The organism is Achromobacter sp. D10 (genome assembly GCF_035282245.1).
Taxonomy (GTDB): Bacteria; Pseudomonadota; Gammaproteobacteria; order Burkholderiales; family Burkholderiaceae_B; genus Achromobacter; species Achromobacter insolitus.
This window is the reverse complement of record NZ_JAYJLE010000009.1, coordinates 165,901-184,043: the sequence shown is the minus strand read 5'-3', so window position 1 is coordinate 184,043 and position 18,143 is coordinate 165,901. Positions and strand designations below refer to the sequence as shown.

Genomic DNA, 18,143 nt, shown 5'->3' with positions numbered 1-18,143 from the left:
TCGTAAATCAGTCCACCTTGGCGCCCGAGGCCTTGACCACGGGGGCCCAGCCTTCGACTTCCGACTTGATGAACTGGCCGAATTCGGCCGGCGTCGTCTTGACGCCCACCGCACCCAGGCTCTCGAAGCTTTTCTGCACTTCGGGCTTGTCCAGCGCCTTGACCATGGCTGCATTGAGCTTGTTCACGACCTCGGGCGGCGTGCCGGCCGGCGCGATCATGCCGAACCAGGAGGACACGTCGAAATCGGCAAAACCCGCTTCCTGCATCGTGGGCAGATCCGGGGCGCTCTTGGAGCGTTCCTTGGTCGTCACAGCCAGGGCGCGCAGCTTGCCCGATTGCACGTGCGGCCAGGACGAGGGCATGTTGTCGAACATGAATTGCACTTGGCCGCCGATCAGGTCGGTCACGGCCGGCGCGCTGCCTTTGTACGGGACGTGCAGCACGTCGATGCCGGTCCTCATCTTGAAGAGCTCGCCCGCCATGTGGATGGAGGTGCCGCTGCCGGACGACGCGAACGCCAGCTTGCCGGGATTCTTCTTGGCGTAGTCCACCAGTTCCTGCACCGTCTTCACGGGCACTTGGGGGTTCACCACCAGGATGTTCGGCACCTTGGCGCCCAGGGCCACAGGCGTAAAGTCCTTGGTCAGGTCAAAGTTGACATTCTTGTACAGCGTCTGGTTGATGGCGCTGGTCACGGCCACGAACAGCAGCGTGTAACCGTCGGGGTCTGCGCGCTTTACCTGGTCGGTGGCGATATTGCTGCCGGCGCCCGGCTTGTTCTCGACCACGAAGGACTGGCCGAGGCTCTCGGTCAGTTCCTTGGCCATGATGCGAGCGATCACGTCGGTGGTGCCACCCGCGGAAAAACCGACCACGATACGGACGGGCTTGTCGGGGTAGGCGGCATGGGCGGAGCCCAGGGCGAATGCGCTTGCGGCGGTAGCCAGAAGGGTGGCGGCGATGCGCCGCAGTCCAGGCTTTTGACCTGTAGTCATAGTGTCTCCGTGCGGGTACTGTCCATTGAATGGACGATTTGAATTGTTGGATGCTGCATTCTGAGCTATACACAGGCACCACATCAAGGTAGAGTCCACAGCACGGACAGTGGTTTTCCCTTGAATATTCCGTAATAACCCGAGTTTTCAGAGATTTTCATGCAAGATAGCGACGCCGCGGCTGCGGGTCCACGCACCCTGCGGCGCGGATTGGCGGTATTGGCAGCCCTGCGGGACCAGGGTCCTGACGGCCTGAGCGTGACCGACATTGCCCGCCTGACGGGCATACAGCGTCCCACCATTTACCGCCTGCTGGCCGCCCTGCTCGACGCTGGGCTGGTGCTGGCCGTGACGGGCACCAAGAAGTACCGCGCCCAACTGGCGGTGGACCCGGACACGCGTTCGCGCGACCCGCGCGTGCGCCAGTTGCTGCCCGTGTTGCGCCGCCTGGCCGACCGTACCGGCGACGCGGTATTCCTGGTAGTGCGCGAAGAGGACGATTCCATCAGCCTGCATCGCGAGATCGGCAGCTATCCCGTGCAGATCCTGGCCACCTATGCAGGCAAGCGCCAGCCGCTGGGCGTGGGATCCGGCGGCATGGCCCTGCTGGCCGCCCTCCCCGACGACGTCGCGCGCGGCATCGTCGAGCGCAACTCCGGCCGGCTGGACGAGTACGGCGGCATGACGCCACAGGAAATGTACCGCCTGATCGAAAACACCCGCGCCCGCGGCTATTCCGTTGTGGGCAATCACGCGGTGCGCGGCGCGCTCGGCGTGGGCTGCGCGCTGCTGGATTCCCAGGGCGCGCCGATCCTGGCGGTCAGCGTGACGGCCATTATCGACCGCATGCCGGCCCAACGGCAGCGCGAAATCGCCGGCTGGATCAAGACCGAACTGGCGCGCCTGTCCATGCAGGCGTAGCGCTTTTGGCAGCGGTAAAAAAAACGGGCGCCCTGGGCGCCCGTTTCCGTTTCTGCGAGAAAAAACCAGCTTCAGGCAGCCGCTCCCGTCTTCGCGTTCTGGATCTCGCGCATCGGAATCGGCGGCTGGAAGCCCGCGTCCTCCAGCGACTTGCGGATGTCCTGGTACAAGCCCCAGCGCAGGTCCCAATACTTGGCCGCCTCGGTCCACACGCGCACGTTCACGACCACGCCGTTTTCCTTGTAGTCGACCACCTTGACCAGCGGCTCGGGGTCTTTCAGCGTTTCGGGGCGCGCATCCACGATGGCGCGCAGCTTGGCCACCACCACCTCCAGGTCGTCGCCATAGCGCACCGGCACGGGAATATCCAGGCGGCGCGTCTTGTTGCGGCTGTAGTTGGTGATGGTGGCATTCCACACCGTGCTGTTGGGCAGGGTCAGGTGAATGCCGTCGACCTGAACCAGGCGCGTCAGGAACAGGCCGACCTCTTCCACCGTGCCGTCCACGCCCGTGCTCAGCGCCACGTACTCGCCCGCGCGTATGGGGCGCAGGATGAGGAGCATGATGCCTGCGGCAATGTTCTGCAACGTGCCTTGCAGAGCCAGACCCACGGCCAGGCCGGCCGCGCCCAGCACGGCGATCAGGCTGGCCGTCTGCACGCCGAAGCGCGCGAGCACCGCGATCACCGTGAAGATGCGCACCGTCCAGACCACGGTGCTGTAGAACATGGGCACGATGGTGGGATCGATCTTGCTGGAACGCGTGGCCGCGCGGCGCACCCAGCTGCCCAGCAGGGACGACACCCACCAGCCGATGATGAGGATCAGCAAGGCGATAAGCAGATTGAGGCCCAGGTCCACCAGCCTGGGAGCCCAGGCGCTAAATTCTTTCAAGGCTTCTTCCATGGATACTCCTGCGCAAAAGTTGAGGCCGCGCGGCGGCCCCGCGACGGGCGCCTGGCGGCCTGAAAAAAAACAGCCGAAAACTTTATCAGATGACGCTTGCGATCAGGGCCGCGTTGCGGCCCTGTTGTGTCAAGCTTTGTAAGCGAAAAGGATCAGGCCTGCGCCGGCACTTTGCGGAAATGGTTGTCCCACGACACCTCGCGCGACGGCGCCAGCACGGGCGTCTCCGCCCCCGTCGCGTCGGCGCGCAACATAGCGCCCAGACCACTGCTCAGCAGGAAACCGGCATCGGCCGCCGGCGCTACGCCGCAACCGTCGGCCAAGGCAGTGGTACCGAGGCACCGGCCGTTGGCCGCGTCCCAATACATTACTTGCCCGCCCACCGGACTGGACGTCGCCACCACGGCGCCGGCAGCATCCACCGCCACCGAGCCGACGTAGTTGCGCATCTGGCGCAGCGTCTGAGCGGGACCCTCGAAGAGTTCAAGCCGCGCGCCGCGCCGGTGACGCCCGACCAACGCGGGACGGTCGGCCGCCGGACCCATGTATTGGCAGCCGAACCAGATACAGCCGTCCGCGGCCAACGCCAGATGGCGGATCGAAAGGCGGTGCAAGGCCGGCTCCAGCTCGACCTTCTCCAGCAGTTCTCCGCTGGCCGCGTCGATGTACGCCAGCGAGGGCCGCATGGTGTCCAGATTGAGTTCCAGCTTGCCGTAGTCGGGATGCGTCAGGATGCCGCCGTTGGCGACGCAGAGTGTCTTGCCGTCAGGCATCAGCACGACCTCGTGCGGTCCGATGCCGCCGGTATCAAACTCTCCGATGCGGCGGTACGCAGCGCCGGGCGAAGCGTCATAAACCCCCAGCACGCCCCGGCCCGCCTCAAAATCGTTTTCCGTGGCGGCCAGCAGCCGGCCACCATCCAGATAGGCGCCATGGCCGAAGAAATGGCGTTCCTCATGCATGGGCAGCGCTTGGGGCTCGCCCCCGTCCAGGGAAAATGCCAGCGCGAAAAAGCCAGGTTGACGACCAAAGACCACGGCGCGTCCGCTGGCGGAGTCGATCGCGAAGCTGTGTCCGCGCGCAGGCATCGGCACCACCAGCCGATCATGTCCGGTCTCGTCCAGCAACACGGCTTCGTCGCGCCCGCCGCGCTTGCGCGCGCTCAAGTACAGGACTGCGCCGTTCTCGGGCGCGGCCGCGAGCGCCGCTGCCGGCGCCAGGCCCATGGCGGCGGCAAGCGACAGAAAGCGGCGCCGGTCAATCGCCATCGAGCGCATTGAATCCGATCGTCACGCCCAGAGCCGGCGCCAGATCCTGGTCGACGATGGCCTTGGCGTTCTTGAGGGTCAACGCCGCCAGGGTCAACAGCCGGCGCCCTTCTTCCTGCGCGAGTGCCTGCTCCAACGGAACCGGCACAGCCTGCAGCGTGCGCGCCGCGCTCTCCAGTTCGCCGCGCACCGACACGGCCATCCAAGCCTCACCCGCGGGCAGGGCATAGGCGCCCGCCTGATAGAAGGCCTGCAAGCCATCCAGGTTGGCGGCCAGCAGGCGCGTGGACAACTGGCTGCGCCAGAATGCAGCGCGCTTGGGCCGCGCTGCTTCCGGGGTGTCGCCCAACACCGGCAGTATCTTCACGTCGCGCGCGAATTGCAGTCCAGTGGACAGAGACTTCATGGCCTCGGCCGCGACCTCCTGCTGGTCGCGGTACAGGTCGTTGCCGGCATTGGGTTGCGCAAACTGCCGACCGAAATCGCCTTCGGCGCTCCAGGCCTGCGCCACATCGCGCGAAATCTGCGTGACGTTGGCCGCGACAGCCTTGGCGTAGCCGCAGGCGTAGGCGAAATCCTGTTCGCCGTTGCGCCGCAGCAAGGCCGGTTCGCCATAAAGGACATACTCTAGCGCTGGCAGGCCCTGCACCGCCACGCTGCGTCCCGACAGGGCGCCAGGCTGGAGCAAGGCATCATCCTTGGCGGCGATGAGCGATTGCACCTGCTTGGGCATGACGCCGCGCGTATCGGGCCAGAAGGCCAGGCGCTCGTAGCGGTTGGCCTGTACCAGCGGGCCAAAGCGCAGGAACTCGACGCCGGACCAGGCCAGAGCGAGGTTTTCGAACGCCTGCTTCACACGTGCCGCGTCGGCGGCGCCGGGCTGCGCGCACCAGACGCCCAGCGCGCCATCCAGGGCCGACGCCGCGTCGACCATCCTGGCCATCGCGGGCCGGGCGTAATCGCGCGCAAGGCGCTCGCCCAGATCGGCGGGCGGCGCAGCAAGAACGGGCCAGGGCGCGGCCCCGATCAGCGCGGCGGCAGCCGTCCACTTCAACAGATGCTTGGCAAATCCCGCCATCACAGCGACTCCAGGAAACGGATGAGATCGGCGCGTTCCTCCGGCGTCATCGCCACCACGCGGTCACGCGCGGGCTTGCCTGCGCCGCCATGCCACAGCACGGCCTCCAACAAGGTGCGCGCGCGTCCGTCATGCAGCCAGGTGGCGTTGGGATTCACGGTCTTGGTCAGGCCGATGCCCCACAGCGGCGGCGTGCGCCATTCGCGTCCATTGGCCAGTCCGTCGGACACGCCATCGGCCAGGTCGTCGCCCATGTCGTGCACCAGCATGTCGGTGTAGGGCCAGATCAGCTGGAAGCGATGCTCAGGCTGCTTGGCGTTGCGGCTGGTGACGTACTTGGGCACGTGGCAGGCGACGCAATTGGCTTCGTAGAACAGTTTCTTGCCGGCGAGCACGCGCGCATCATCGGCATCGCGGCGCTGCGGCACGGCCAGGTTGGTGGAATAGATGGTGACGAAGTCCATCAGCTTGGCCGGCACTTCTTCCGGGCCGAAACGCGGCTGCGCGCCGTGCGGCATGTCCAGGCATTGCTTCTGCGCGGGCGTGCAGTCGCCGGAATGCTTGGGGAACAAGGGCGTCGACAGCCCCATGTCATTGGAGAAGGCGGCGGCGCTCTGCTGCTCGACCGTGGGTTGGCCAGCCTTCAGGTTGAAGCGGCCCAGAGCTCGCGCGCCAGTGCGCACGTCGGTGACCCAGTTGGCCTTGCCGACGATGCCATCGCGCTTGTCCGCGCCCACGTTGGCCAGGATGTCGGCCTCGTGTATGGCTTCCAGCAGGCCCAGCCCGATCATGGGCGGCGCCAGCCGAGGCGAAATCTGGGTGTCCGCGCGCATCGGGCCGTAACCCAGGTTCTCGATGCGGTACGTGGGCTTCATCAGGGTGACGGTTTCACCGCCATTGAGCGCGACGGGAACCGGCGCGTACTCGATTTCCATGCGGCCTTCGGCGGGCAGGCCCGCCACCGCAAAGTTCTGCAGCTGCACGCCATAGACCGGTTCGGGCAAAGCCGCGATTTCACCTGCGGAAAGCCGCGGGTGGCCGCGATCCGGCCCTTCCGGGACCGCCAGGCGCAGCAACAGCGCCACCGCGTCGGTGCGCTCCAGGGGATCGAAACCCGGCACCGTGCCGCGCCCGTCCTTGGTATGACAGGCCTGGCAGGACCGCGCGTTGAACAGCGGACCCAGGCCGTCCGAGGCTTGCGTGGATGCGGGCGCCGAGACCCAGTCCTTGCGGAACAGGCCGTTGCCGACCTGGAACTCCTGACGCCCCTCGAAGCTCATGTTCGCCGACGGCTGCGAAAAGATGTCGGCATTGATGAGCTTGTTGGTGGTGGCTGCCCCCGCCTGCATGGTTTCGAAGGTCTCGGCCTTCGAGAAGTCCCGCGTGGGCGCGGTGATGGCGGTCACGCGCTTATTGTCTTCGGGCGAAAGATCGTCGCGCCCGGTTGGAGCAGCGGGGGCGCCGGCGTGGGCCGACGCCGCCAGTACGGCGGCTAAAACGAGTTTCACTTGAATACGGCGTCAGGTTTGTCCAGGCTGTCGGAACCTTCGATGGCGACCTTGCCCAGGTCCAGCAGGGCGATCACGCGTTCGAGGCTGCGGGTCTGGTCGACCAGGCGGTCGATGGCGGCCTGCACCACGGCGTTGCCTTCCTTGTTGCCGTCCGAGATCATCTGGTCGTAGGTCTCGACCGTTTCGGCGCGCGTCTTCATCGCCTGCATGGCGGCCACGGTGGCGTCCAGCTTGGCGCGCACTTCGGCGTCCAGCTTGGGATCGCGGGCCTTCACCAGTTCCGACAGGCTGGCGCCCGTAACGGTCTTGCCGTCGATGCGCGTATAGCTGCCCAGGTAGACGTTGCGGATGCCGATCTGGTCGTAGTAGTGCGAGTTGTGGGTGTTGTCGGAGAAGCAGTCGTGCTCTTCTTCCGGATCATGCAGCATCAGGCCCAGCTTCATGCGTTCGCCGGCCAGCTCGCCGTAGGACAGGCTGCCCAGCCCGGTCAGCATGGCGATCAGGCCAGCCTTCGGATCTTCCTCGACAGCCTTGCGCGCAGCGCCGTCCTTCTTCCAGTTGCCGACCATTTCTTCCAGGTCGGTCACCAGCAGGTCGGTCACGGCCTTCAGGAATTCGACCCGGCGCTCGCAGTGGCCGCCCGTGCAGTTCTTGGGATCGAAATCGGTGTGCGGACGATTGCCGGCGTGGCGCTCCTGCGGCGTGCCCTTGCGGTCCGCCGGGGCCGGGCCGGTGCCGTTCAAATCCTGGCCCCACAGCAGGAATTCGATGGCGTGGTAGCCCGTGGCCACGTTGGCTTCGTTGCCGTCGGCCTCGTGCAGGACTTCGGACAGCAGCTGGGGAGTGATCTTGCTGACGTCGACGGTCTTGCCGCCCACCGAGATCTTGGAGTTGGCGATGACGTTGACGGCGTAATAGGCGTTCTCGTCGTTCTCGGTGCCGTAGGACGCGTCCACGTAGTCGATCAGGCCTTCGTCCAGCGGCCAGGCGTTGACGCGGCCTTCCCAGTCATCGACGATGGGGTTGCCGAAGCGGTAAGCCTCGGTCTGCTGGTAGGGCACGCGCGCTGCGAGCCAGGCCTCGCGCGCGGCCTTGAGCGTTTCGGCGCTGGGCTTGGCGATCAAGGCGTCGATGGCGGTGCGCAATGCCTTGGCAGAGGTCAGCGAGTCTTCGTAACCGGCCAGCGCCAGATCCGAATACGTGGCCACCACGGCCTTGGGCTCGACCGCGGCCTGGGCCGTTCCCCCGAATACCGCAGCGGCCAATACCGCTCCCAACAGCAACTTGCGCATCGACTTTCTCCCGTAACTCGAACGGCACCCGCCCCCGCGGCGGCCCGCTCATACTCGAATTTTGAGGATGAGAGTGTAAACAATTTTCGTTTGGTGTTCAGAATAAAGTCAGATACCTGACATTTCTTTGAACCGTCAGACTGGTTTTCCCGAGGCCGGTAAAACGGCGCGCGCGCGCCTGCGGCAGCTACTATCCCCTCTTCCGCCTCTAGCCCGCCGCCATGGAACTTCGCCAACTCCGCTACTTCGTCCGCGTCGCAGAACTGGGCAGCATCGGCCGCGCTGCGCGCGAGCTCGAAGTGGTCGCCTCGGCGCTCAGCCAGCAGATCAGCCGCCTGGAAAGCGAGCTGGCCACGCGTTTGCTGGTGCGCACGCCCACCGGCGTGGTGCCCACCCCCGCCGGCACGGCATTCCTGCGGCAGGCGCAGCTGACGCTGCGGCACGCTGAAAACGCGGTGGCCGCAGCGCGCGAGGCGCGGCTCTCCGGCATGGTCAGTGTCGGCTTCGCCCCACCACCGCTTCGGTGCTGGCCCGGCCGTTCTACGCGGCCATGGCCGAGCGCTACCCGAATGTGCGGCTGCACCTGGTCGAAGGATTGTCCGGCAACCTGGGGGAACTGCTCACGGGCCGGCGGCTCGATCTGGCCGTGCTGTTCCAGAACGACAGCACACAGGGACGCAGCGCCATCCCGGTGCTGGATGAGCGATTATTCCTGCTTGCGCGCCGCGGCATGGTGCCGCTGGCCGATGGCGAACCGGTCACCATTGCGCAGCTGGGCAGCCTGCCTCAGGCAGTGACAAGCAAGGCCCACGGCCTGAGGGCGTGGGTGGAGGCCGCCTTCGAGCGAGCAGGCGTGGAACCATGGATCGGCGTGGAGATCGATGGGCTGACCACGCTGATGGACCTGGTGCAGGCCAATCCCCTGGCGACCATCCAGCCTGGCGCGGCAGTGGCCCGCGTGGAATCGGGGCTGCTGAGCATGCACCCCATCGATGATCCGTTCCTGTTCCGGCGCAACCTGGTCTATTGCATCAACGACGAAGAGCTGTCGCCGGCGGCGCTGGCCGCGCGGGTTGTGCTCCTGGACGTGATGCGCGCGCTCGTGCGCAACGGCGGCTGGCCGGGGGCAACCCTTCTCGATTCGTGATGCCCCCATGCCGGCACAGTGGCTAGGCCCTGCCCGCCACCGCAGATAAATTGCCAGCCAGGATGCCGCGGCATGGTGCAGCGGCGACAGATCTGCACGAATTCCAATGAGACCTGATCCCCAAGCGCCGGGGCGCCTGCGCATTGCCTCCATGCGTCCGCAGTGTTCCGAGGCGGAGTGGAATGCCCGAGTCGACCTCGCGGCCTGTTATCGGCTCGTCGAGCTCTATGGCATGGCCGACATGATGGCCAACCATATCTCGGCGCGCGTGCCGGACGAAGACAACGCCTTCCTGATCAACCCCTACGGGATGATGTACGAGGAAATCACGGCGTCCAGCCTGATCAAGGTGGACGTGGACGGCACCATCCTGGCCCGCCCTGATTTCGGCGAGCTGGACTACGGCATCAACAAGGCAGGCTATGTGATCCACAGCGCGGTGCACGCCCACCGCCACGAAGTGGATTGCGTCATCCATACGCACAGCTGGGCGTCGATGGCCGTGTCCTCGCTCGAATGCGGCCTGCTGCCCCTGACCCAGACGGCGATGCGTTTCCTGAAGATCGGCTACCACGACTACCAGGGCGTGGTGCTCGGCCTCGAAGAGCAAGCCTCGCTGCTGGAAGACCTGGGCCAGGGCGAAGCGCTCATCCTGCGCAACCATGGGGCGCTGACCGTGGGCCGGACCGTGGGGGAAGCCTTCAACTGGATGCACCGCCTGGAACTGGCATGCCGTTCCCAGCTTGCTGCCATGGCCACGGGGTCGCCGCTCAGGGCCGTCGCCGCGCCCGTGCTGCACGACACCTGGAACAACTACCAACCTGGCACGCGGCGGCCATATGGCGTGATGGAGTGGCCCGCGCTGCTGCGCAAGCTCGACCGGATGGATCCGAGCTATCGCGACTGAGTTGCCTGATTTTGCAGACGCCGGCCGGCGTGGCGGCACGGCGCCATCGAAAACTCGACTACGCCCACGCGAGGAGACATCATGAACACTGCACGAGCCCTGCTCGCTTCCGCAGCGCTGGCGGGCGCCTGTACGCTGGCGCCGACCGCGGCGGCGGACTATCCCGACCGGCCGGTGAAAGTCATCGTCGCGTTCTCGCCTGGCGGCACCACCGACACCCTGACCCGCAGCGTCACCAACACCCTGACCCAAAAGCTGGGCAAGCCCTTCGTGGTCGAGAACAAGCCCGGCGCGGGCGGCAACATCGGCACCGAGTATGTCGTGCGGGCCGCGGCCGACGGCCACACCCTGATCGTCAATTCCGTGGGCCCCATCGCCGTCAACCCCTCATTGAACAAACTGCCCTACAGCCCGCTGACCGACCTGGTTCCGATGGTGCAGATCGCCACCGTGCCCAATGTGCTGGTGGTGCCCCCGTCCTTTCCCGCCCAGGACATCCAGGGATTCCTGAAGTACGTCAAGACCGCGCGGCAGCTCAACTACAGCTCGACCGGCGTGGGCACCTCCTCGCATCTGTCCAGCTACATGCTGATGGACGAGCTGGGAGTCAACGCCACCCACGTGCCCTACAAGGGCGCGGACGCGGTCAACGACTTGCTGGCCGGGCGCATCGACTTCATGTTCGCCACCATTCCGTCCGTCATCGGACATATCCGCGCTGGCAAACTTCGGGCCCTTGCGGTCAGCACCTCGCAGCGTTCCGCCACCCTGCCCGACCTTCCCACCATCGCCGAATCCGGCTATCCGGGCTTCGACGCCGGTTCCTGGTTCGGCTTCTTCGCTCCCAAGGGCACGCCGCAACAAGTGGTGGATGTCGTCAATCGCGAGGTAAATGCCGCCCTGCCCGGGTTGAACGAACAGATGCTGCGGGAAGGCGCTGAACCGGTTGGCGGTTCGCCCGCGCAATTCGGTGCGTTCATCCAGCGCGAACACGACAAATGGGCGGTGCTGGTGCGCAAGTTTGCCCCCGAGGCCCATTGAACCGGCCGCGCCATGACACGAAGCCCTGACACTAGCATCCTGTGCTCGCCGGCCGAGGCGCCATCGCTGCGCCTCGCGCTGGACCGCACGCCGGCGGCCGGCCGCTATGCGTTGATCCACCCCGTGGCGGGCCAGCCCATGACGGCCGAAACCGCCTTTATCTCGCGGGACGTAACGGGCCATTCCACCAAGTTCGAAATCCAGGAGTCCACGGCGCTGTATTACGAGGCCATGCGCCACGCGCCGGCGCTGCGCTGGGTGCATGTGCACTCGGCCGGCGCCGACCGCGAGATCTATCAGGCATTGCACGCGCGCGGGGTGGCGGTCACCACCTCGCAAGGCGCAAGCGACCCGGTGGTCGCCCAGAGCGCCATCGCCGGCCTGCTGGCGCTCGCGCGCAGCCTGCCGGCGCTGGCCTCGGACCAGCGCGTCCACGCCTGGCGCCCGCTGCTGGATGCGCGCATGCCGCGGGATCTGGCCGGCCAGCATGCCGTGATCGTGGGTTGGGGCGGCATCGGGCAGCGCATCGGCGCGTTGCTGGGTGCGCTCGGCCTGGATATCTCAGTCGCGCGTCATAGCGGCGCACCCGTGCCGCAGGCGCGCCATACGGTGGATTACGGGGCGCTGGCGTCGCTGCTGCCAGCGGCGGATTGGCTGGTGCTGGCCTGCCCGCTCACGCCGGCCACGCGCAACCTGATCGACCGTGACGCGCTTGCCGCGCTGCCTGCCCACGCCATGGTGGTGAATGTGGCCCGAGGCCACGTGATCGACGAACCGGAACTGATCGCGGCGCTGCGAGCAGGACGCGTGGGCGGCGCCTTTCTGGACGTATTCCAGCACGAACCGCTGCCGCCTGAGTCGCCCCTGTGGGACCTGCCCAATGTCATCGTCACGCCGCACAGCGCCGGCTTTTCCGACGGCAATGCCGCGCGTGTGCGCGGACTGTTCGTCGACAACCTCAATCGCTGGCTCGCCGGCGCACCGCTGGCCAATCGCAGCCTCGCCTGAGCCGCCTGCCGCCGCCCGGATCGCCATCCAGGCAGCGGTTGGGCATCGATGCCTCAACGCTGCAAGGGCGCCTTTGCCGTCTCGCGCGCCGCCAGCACCGCCACCGCGGTGACGAGCAGCGCAGCCGCCACATACAGAGAGATGGCGATGGTCGAATTCCAGGATTTGAACAGGCTGGCGATGATCAGCGGCGCGAACCCGCCGCCCACGATGCCCGCCAGCGTGTAAGCCAGGGACGAGCCGGCGTAACGCACGCGGCCCGGGAACTGCTCGGTGATGAACGCGGCCTGCGGGCCGTACATCAGCGCATGGATCAGCAGGCCCACCACGACCGCCGCGCAGATGGCAATGGGATGCGCGGAGTCCATCAGCACGAAGAAGACGAAGGCCCAGATCATGCCCAGCACCGCCCCCGCCAGATACACCGGCCGCCGGCCGATCCTGTCGGACAGATGTCCGCACAGCGGCACCGCGATCGCGTTCAGCGCGGCGCCCAGCATGGTGGCGGTCAGGGCCATGGGCCGGGACAGATGCAGCACCGTCGTCACATAGGTCAGCGTGAATACAACCACCAGCGCATAGAGCACGTCGGATCCGATGCGCGAACCGCCCGCAACCAGCAATTGCCGCCAATACTGCCCCAGCACTTCCTTGATGGGAGTGGCGGCGGTTTCGCGCTTTTGCTCCATTTCCAGGAACACGGGTGTTTCCTCGACGCCGCGCCGCAGCCACAGGCCGAACAGCACCAACGCCACGCTGGAGACGAACGGCACGCGCCAGCCCCATGCCTGGAAATCCTCGGGGCTCAGGAAGGCGGACACCGCCGCGATGAAACCGGTACCTATCAGCGTGCCGCAGGACGGACCGATCTGCGTAAACGAAGCGTTGCGCCCGCGCTGGTCGGGCTTGCCGTGCTCCATGGACAGCAGCACGGCGCCCGCCCATTCTCCGCCCAGCGCCACGCCTTGCACGAAGCGCAAGGCCACCAGCGCCACGGGCGCCCACACGCCCCAGGTCGCATAGGTCGGCAAAAGCCCCATCAGGCCCGTCGAAATCCCCATGATGACCAGTGTGGCAACCAGCACAAACTTGCGCCCAAGCCGGTCGCCCAGATGGCCGAAGACAAAGCCGCCCAACGGCCGCGAAACGTAGCCCACGGCATATGTCGAGAATGCCAGGATGGTGCCCGTCAGCGGATCGAAGGAGGGAAAGAAGATGGAGTTGAATACCAGCGCCGCCATCAGGTTGTAGATGGTGAAGTCATACCACTCCAGCGTAGTGCCAACCGAACTGGCCAGCGCCAGTCTGCGCATCTTGTTGGGCGCGTCCGCGGTCTTGACCGCAGCGGCGCCGTACAGCGTTTCTTCTGCCATGGAATTCCCCTTGAATACGATATGTGGTGCGATGCCGCGGCCTGCTTAACGCAGGTCCGCCGCCGTCAATTTCCAGCCCAGTTCCAGCAGCCAGGCGCCCGAGGGATCGGCGCCGAAGGCGCCGCAGGCCTGGGCGCGCAGGGCGCGAGCGGCCTGCGCCGCGCTCGCCTCCACCACCAGCAGGGGCGCCAGCACCCGGTTTTCGGTGGACTCGCGCGGCAGCGGCGTGCTGAGGGAGGCGTCGGGCACCAGCAGATAGGACTGCACGAAGCCGTCCGTTTGCGCCAGGTCGGCGCCCAGCGCGCTGGCTCGGGCAACCAGGGCCTCGCTGTCGTCCGCCTGCGGCAGCGGCAGCACCACGATTTCGCTGCCGGAGCCAAAGCCGGTCACGGCCCGCACCGCGCACACGCGGCGCATCGGGTTGCGCATCCGGTCCAGATTGGTCACCGACCACGCGGTTTGGCGCTCGAAAGCCGCGCGGTAATCGGATGTGGTGAATGCCGCCAGCGACTCGGTGCGGTACAGGCCCAGGTATTTGCGGCCGCCTTCCCGCGAGAGGTAGCGCGCGCCGGAGAGGAAGCCTGGAATGCGCACGCGCTCTTCCACGTGCTCGCGGTCGTACCAGCGGTTGAAATCGGCCTCGTGGGCAGGATCGGCGTCAGTGGCGACGAACAGCAGGCCTGGGCAGGAAAGCGAGGATTCGGTATGAGTGCTCATGAGCTGAAGACAGGGAATTCCTTCGATTGCGGAAGGTTCCATCTTCAGCCGGCGGGCGGGCGGCGGACAAACGAGTAATTTTTCTGCGCGGCAACAGAATTATTGAAAGCCGCCCTAGGGATAACACTATTGCGCCGAACCCAATCGCGGCGCAGTGACCGAGGATGTGAACTGGTCCGAAGCCCGGCTGGCAAGTTCCGCCACCAGCCTGATGGCATCGGATCCAGCGCTCTCCAGATAGCTCACGACCAGCAGCTGCGGCGGCACCGGGATGTCGCAGCGGATGATCTGCACCTCGCCGCGCGCGACGTATTCGTAGATGGGCGGCAAGGGCACCAGCGCCCGGCCAAAGCCGCTGCGAACCAGGCGCGCCAGCGCGGAAATCGAACTGACGCAATGCACCTTGCCCTGCGGCATGCCGACCTCCCGGTACAGGGCCTTGAGCGCTTCATGCGGCTGCGATCCAGGGCTCATGGTCAGCACCGGCTCGCTGAGCAGTTGTTGGGCCGTCAGCGTTTCTTCGTCGCCAGCCGGCCCGACCCAGCCCATCTCCATGGGCAGGCAGGCGGTGCTGATGATGCCGCTGTCGTTCAGCAGGTCCGTCTGCAGCGCAATGTCCAGCGCGCCTTCGCGCAAGCCCCGGTGCAGCGCCCGTGTGGTCTCGGACGTAAGCTGCACCTCGATGCCCGGATAGGTGGATCGCAGGTTGGTCAGAAAGCCGATAAGCCAGGTATGCACCACGGTTTCGATGGCTCCGATGCGCACCAACCCGAAGACTTCGTCGCCACCCTTGCCCAGCGACAGGATCTGCTGCCGGATCTCCAGCAGCCGTTCGCCATAGTCCAGCAGACGGGTGCCGGTGGCGGTCAGCCTGAGTTCCTTGGCGTCGCGCTCGAACAGGCGCGCGCCTATGTCCTCTTCCAGCGAGGCGATGCGATTGGCCACGGCGGCCTGGGTAATGTGCAGGCGGTCGCTCGCCGCCCGGAAACTGCCCAGGCGCGCCGACCACAAGAAAGCTTCGACAAAACGCGTATTCATCTCGGTACGACGCGGCCAGGCATCGCGCAAGGACTCAGAATTCCGGAGCCCCAAGCTCCGATCCGCTCCCATGCTACCGCCATAAAGGCAGGCACGGCGCGCGCCTGGTTATGTCCCCTTCAATGGTGCGGCGTGCACCAAAGTGGTTCAAGCGTGGCACCAGCGCGAGGCTGGCGCGGCCCTCTTCCTGAGTCGGGGAGGCCCGCGACAGGGTTGGCACGGCTTTTGCTTGATGCCTGGTATGCCAGCTTGTCTACAAGCGCCCCTTCTTGCACACCAGGAGTCCCACATGATCTACCGCAACGCGCCCCATGCCTTCAACGCCACCCGCCGCCGACTGATCCAGGGCGCCGCACTGGGCGCCGCGACGCTGGCCGCGCCGGCGTTGGCGCGAGCGCAATCGGGACCCGTCATCCGCATCGGCTTCTGGCCCGTGGCGGCCGGCCTGCCGTTCTATGCGGCGCTGGAAAAAGGCTACTTCAAGGAGGCTGGCCTGAATGTCGAACCGCTGAAGTTCGCCGGAGCGCAGCAGGTCATGGAAGCCATGCTGGCGGGCCGCGCGGACGGCAGCGCCAACGGCACAGGCTCGGCCAACCTGGCGATCGGCGAAATCGCCTCGCCCGGCCTGTTCAAGATTTTTGCGTCCAACCCCAGCAATGCCAAGCATGTGCTGGACGAGTTCATCGTCGCGAAAGACAGTCCCATCAAATCCATCGCAGACCTCAAGGGGAAAAAGGTCGGATCTGGACCCGGCATCCAGAACGCCACGCTGGCCAAAGCAGTGCTGGAGCGCGCCGGCGCAACCGGGGCAACCGTGGTCGAGTTGGCAATCAGCCAGCACGTCGCCGCGGTTGCCGCCGGCCAGTTGGATGCCTGCTACACGCTGGAGCCCACGGGCACGGTAGGCAGGTTGAACGGCACCACCCGCGTCCTGGAAACGGGGGTCATCGCCAAATACGTGCTGGGCGACCCGATGGCGCCCTGGTTCGGCGGATCCGCGTCCCTGACGACCGCCTTCCTGAAAAAACACCCCGAGGAAAGCCGGAAATTCATCGCCGCGTACGCGCGCGGCATCGAACTGATCCGCAACAAGCCCGAAGAAGCGCGCCCCTACCTGAAGGGCTACACCGCCATCGAAGGGCCGATGACCGAGGAAGTGCCGCTGGCCGCCTACACGCTCTACAACGAGTTCACGCCCGGCGACATCCAGTACTTCCAGAAGTTCTTCGACCTGTTTGCCGACAAGGGCGTCTTCGCCCAAAAGGTCGACGTCTCGACCATGCTCTATAAGGGCTGAGCCATGACCGCAACCGCAACGACGACGGCCGGCCCCGCCGGCACGGCGCGCCCTGCGCGCAAATTCGACACGACTCGGCTGCTGCCGCTCATCGGCCCATTGGCGCTGTTCGTGGTCTGGGACCTTGTGGTGCGGCTACAACTGGTGAGCCCGGTGCTTCTGCCCACGCCCAGCGCGGCCATCGCGGCGCTGGCCAAGGGCATGGCCGGCGGCCCGCTGCTGGCGGACTTCCTGGCGTCGCTGAACCGCACGCTGCAGGCCTTCGTGATCGCGGGTGTGATCGGCGTGCCCCTGGGCGTGCTGCTGGGCAGCAGCGAAAAGGCTTATCGCAGCGTGGAGTTCCTGGTCGACTTCTTCCGCTCCACGCCCTCTTCCGCGCTGATTCCGCTGTTCCTCATGATCTTCGGCGTGACCGACATGAACAAGATTGCCATCGCGGCCTTCGCGGCCGTGCTGGTGATTCTGTTCAATAGCGCCTACGGCGTCATCAACGCCCGCAAGCAGCGCGTCATGGCGGCGCGCGTCATGGGCGCGTCGCGCTGGCGCATCTTCAAGGACGTGCTGATCTGGGAAAGCCTGCAGCCGACTTTCGTGGGCTTGCGCAGCGGGGTGTCGATGGCGCTGGTCATCGTGATCGTGGCCGAGATGTTCATCGGATCCGACAGCGGCCTGGGCAATCGCATCATCAATGCGCAGCAGGTGCTGAATGTGCGCGACATGTATGCGGCCATTCTTGCCGCCGGCGCGCTGGGCTATGTCCTGAACATTCTCTTTCTCGTGCTGGAAAAGCGCGTGGTCCACTGGAGCGGCCGCTGATGTCTACCGTGATCAATCCCATCATCGCACCCGACCCTGCCGCCACCCCGTTCGCGCCCGGCCCGCTGGGCACACACATCACGATACGCGGGCTGACCAAGTACTTCGCGGGCTGGCCCTTGTATGAGAACTTCAACCTTGACATACCCAAGGGCAAGATCGTCTCGGTGTTCGGTCCCAACGGCTGCGGAAAATCCACCTTGATCAACATGATCGCCGGCCTGATTCCCATCGACTCGGGCGAGATCCTGTTCGACGGCAAGTCGCTGGCGCAGACCAAGATAGGCTATGTCTTCCAGAATTACCGCGAAGCCATGTTCCCGTGGCTGCGCACCATCGACAACATCGCCTATCCGCTACGGCTGGAAGGTCGCAGCAAAGGTGAAGTCGATGCGCGAGTCGAAGAACTGGTTGCCTCATTCGACGTCAAATTCGACCTGAACCGCTATCCCTACGAGTTGTCCGGCGGACAGCAACAGACCGCGTCGATCATGCGGGCGCTGGCCCCCGGGCCCGAAGTGCTGTTCCTGGACGAGCCCTTCTCCGCGCTGGATTTCGAGATGACGCTGTTCATCCGCGAAAAACTGCAGGAGGTGTTCATCCAGACCGGCACCACCATGCTGCTGGTGTCGCATGACCTGGAAGAAGCCGTCTACCTGGCGGACCAGGTGCTTCTGCTGACCAAACGCCCCACGCGGGTCGCAGAGATCCTGGACTACCGCGACGCGCGTCCCCGCACAGTGGAAACGCTGTCCGAGCCCAGCTTCATCCAGATGAAGAAACTGAGCCTGGAGATCTTCCAGCGCGAAGTACGCAAGTAAGCCCCG

General features: G+C 65.9%; 16 protein-coding genes and 1 pseudogene. 8 read left to right on the top strand and 9 right to left on the bottom strand.

Annotated elements, in window-relative coordinates:
* Positions 1 to 7: 7 nt before the first annotated feature.
* Positions 8 to 997: a Bug family tripartite tricarboxylate transporter substrate binding protein gene (locus tag VCS63_RS21810; protein ID WP_063641112.1), complete on the bottom strand. Its 990-nt coding sequence runs from the start codon at positions 995 to 997 to the stop codon at positions 8 to 10.
* Between the two features lie 159 nt (positions 998 to 1,156).
* Here VCS63_RS21810 and VCS63_RS21805 point away from each other — a divergent pair, with 159 nt between their 5' ends.
* Positions 1,157 to 1,918 (top strand): IclR family transcriptional regulator, encoded by a 762-nt coding sequence (locus tag VCS63_RS21805; RefSeq protein ID WP_042794488.1) that lies wholly within the window; start codon positions 1,157 to 1,159, stop codon positions 1,916 to 1,918.
* Between the two features lie 71 nt (positions 1,919 to 1,989).
* Here the strand turns inward: VCS63_RS21805 and VCS63_RS21800 are convergent, their stop codons facing one another.
* The 5 genes from VCS63_RS21800 to VCS63_RS21780 form a co-directional block, all read right to left on the bottom strand.
* Positions 1,990 to 2,823, bottom strand: coding sequence for a mechanosensitive ion channel family protein (locus VCS63_RS21800; protein ID WP_063960339.1), 834 nt, complete (start codon positions 2,821 to 2,823; stop codon positions 1,990 to 1,992).
* Positions 2,824 to 2,975: 152 nt separating this feature from the next.
* The gene (locus VCS63_RS21795; protein ID WP_323881021.1) at positions 2,976 to 4,091 is read right to left on the bottom strand and encodes a DUF1513 domain-containing protein; all 1,116 of its coding nucleotides are present in this window, start codon (positions 4,089 to 4,091) and stop codon (positions 2,976 to 2,978) included.
* Complete coding sequence (locus VCS63_RS21790) at positions 4,081 to 5,169, bottom strand: imelysin family protein (protein WP_175201354.1); 1,089 nt, start codon at positions 5,167 to 5,169, stop codon at positions 4,081 to 4,083. Before VCS63_RS21790 ends, VCS63_RS21795 begins: the two co-directional genes overlap by 11 nt.
* Positions 5,169 to 6,677 carry a di-heme oxidoredictase family protein gene (locus VCS63_RS21785; protein ID WP_323881020.1) on the bottom strand — a complete coding sequence of 503 codons (1,509 nt, stop codon included), beginning with the start codon at positions 6,675 to 6,677 and terminating at the stop codon, positions 5,169 to 5,171. The genes VCS63_RS21790 and VCS63_RS21785 overlap by 1 nt, the downstream gene beginning before the upstream one ends.
* Positions 6,674 to 7,972 (bottom strand): imelysin family protein, encoded by a 1,299-nt coding sequence (locus VCS63_RS21780; RefSeq protein ID WP_323881019.1) that lies wholly within the window; start codon positions 7,970 to 7,972, stop codon positions 6,674 to 6,676. The genes VCS63_RS21785 and VCS63_RS21780 overlap by 4 nt, the downstream gene beginning before the upstream one ends.
* Positions 7,973 to 8,193: 221 nt before the next feature.
* On the opposite strand from VCS63_RS21780, the pseudogene VCS63_RS21775 reads away from it, so the two are divergent.
* From VCS63_RS21775 to VCS63_RS21760, 4 genes and pseudogenes are all read left to right on the top strand, one after another.
* Positions 8,194 to 9,119: pseudogene (locus VCS63_RS21775) on the top strand (LysR family transcriptional regulator).
* A gap of 106 nt (positions 9,120 to 9,225) precedes the next feature.
* Positions 9,226 to 10,026 (top strand): class II aldolase/adducin family protein, encoded by an 801-nt coding sequence (locus tag VCS63_RS21770; RefSeq protein WP_042794492.1) that lies wholly within the window; start codon positions 9,226 to 9,228, stop codon positions 10,024 to 10,026.
* 81 nt (positions 10,027 to 10,107) lie between these two features.
* Positions 10,108 to 11,067: a tripartite tricarboxylate transporter substrate binding protein gene (locus tag VCS63_RS21765; RefSeq protein ID WP_323881018.1), complete on the top strand. Its 960-nt coding sequence runs from the start codon at positions 10,108 to 10,110 to the stop codon at positions 11,065 to 11,067.
* Between the two features lie 12 nt (positions 11,068 to 11,079).
* The gene (locus VCS63_RS21760) at positions 11,080 to 12,075 is read left to right on the top strand and encodes a D-2-hydroxyacid dehydrogenase (RefSeq protein ID WP_301882688.1); all 996 of its coding nucleotides are present in this window, start codon (positions 11,080 to 11,082) and stop codon (positions 12,073 to 12,075) included.
* A gap of 53 nt (positions 12,076 to 12,128) precedes the next feature.
* Here the strand turns inward: VCS63_RS21760 and VCS63_RS21755 are convergent, their stop codons facing one another.
* From VCS63_RS21755 to VCS63_RS21745, 3 genes are all read right to left on the bottom strand, one after another.
* Positions 12,129 to 13,448 (bottom strand): MFS transporter, encoded by a 1,320-nt coding sequence (locus tag VCS63_RS21755; RefSeq protein ID WP_042794495.1) that lies wholly within the window; start codon positions 13,446 to 13,448, stop codon positions 12,129 to 12,131.
* Between the two features lie 45 nt (positions 13,449 to 13,493).
* Positions 13,494 to 14,165, bottom strand: a complete 672-nt coding sequence (locus tag VCS63_RS21750) for a DUF4286 family protein (RefSeq protein ID WP_063641105.1) — start codon at positions 14,163 to 14,165, stop codon at positions 13,494 to 13,496.
* 126 nt (positions 14,166 to 14,291) lie between these two features.
* The gene (locus VCS63_RS21745; protein WP_042797225.1) at positions 14,292 to 15,203 is read right to left on the bottom strand and encodes a LysR family transcriptional regulator; all 912 of its coding nucleotides are present in this window, start codon (positions 15,201 to 15,203) and stop codon (positions 14,292 to 14,294) included.
* A 289-nt stretch (positions 15,204 to 15,492) separates the two neighbouring features.
* On the opposite strand from VCS63_RS21745, the gene VCS63_RS21740 reads away from it, so the two are divergent.
* The 3 genes from VCS63_RS21740 to VCS63_RS21730 are packed head-to-tail and all read left to right on the top strand — an operon-like array spanning position 15,493 to position 18,137.
* Complete coding sequence (locus tag VCS63_RS21740; RefSeq protein WP_042794497.1) at positions 15,493 to 16,500, top strand: ABC transporter substrate-binding protein; 1,008 nt, start codon at positions 15,493 to 15,495, stop codon at positions 16,498 to 16,500.
* Positions 16,501 to 16,503: 3 nt separating this feature from the next.
* On the top strand, positions 16,504 to 17,316 hold the full coding sequence (locus VCS63_RS21735) for an ABC transporter permease (protein ID WP_042794498.1): 813 nt from the start codon (positions 16,504 to 16,506) through the stop codon (positions 17,314 to 17,316).
* The gene (locus tag VCS63_RS21730) at positions 17,316 to 18,137 is read left to right on the top strand and encodes an ABC transporter ATP-binding protein (protein ID WP_042794499.1); all 822 of its coding nucleotides are present in this window, start codon (positions 17,316 to 17,318) and stop codon (positions 18,135 to 18,137) included. Before VCS63_RS21735 ends, VCS63_RS21730 begins: the two co-directional genes overlap by 1 nt.
* Positions 18,138 to 18,143: the final 6 nt, after the last annotated feature.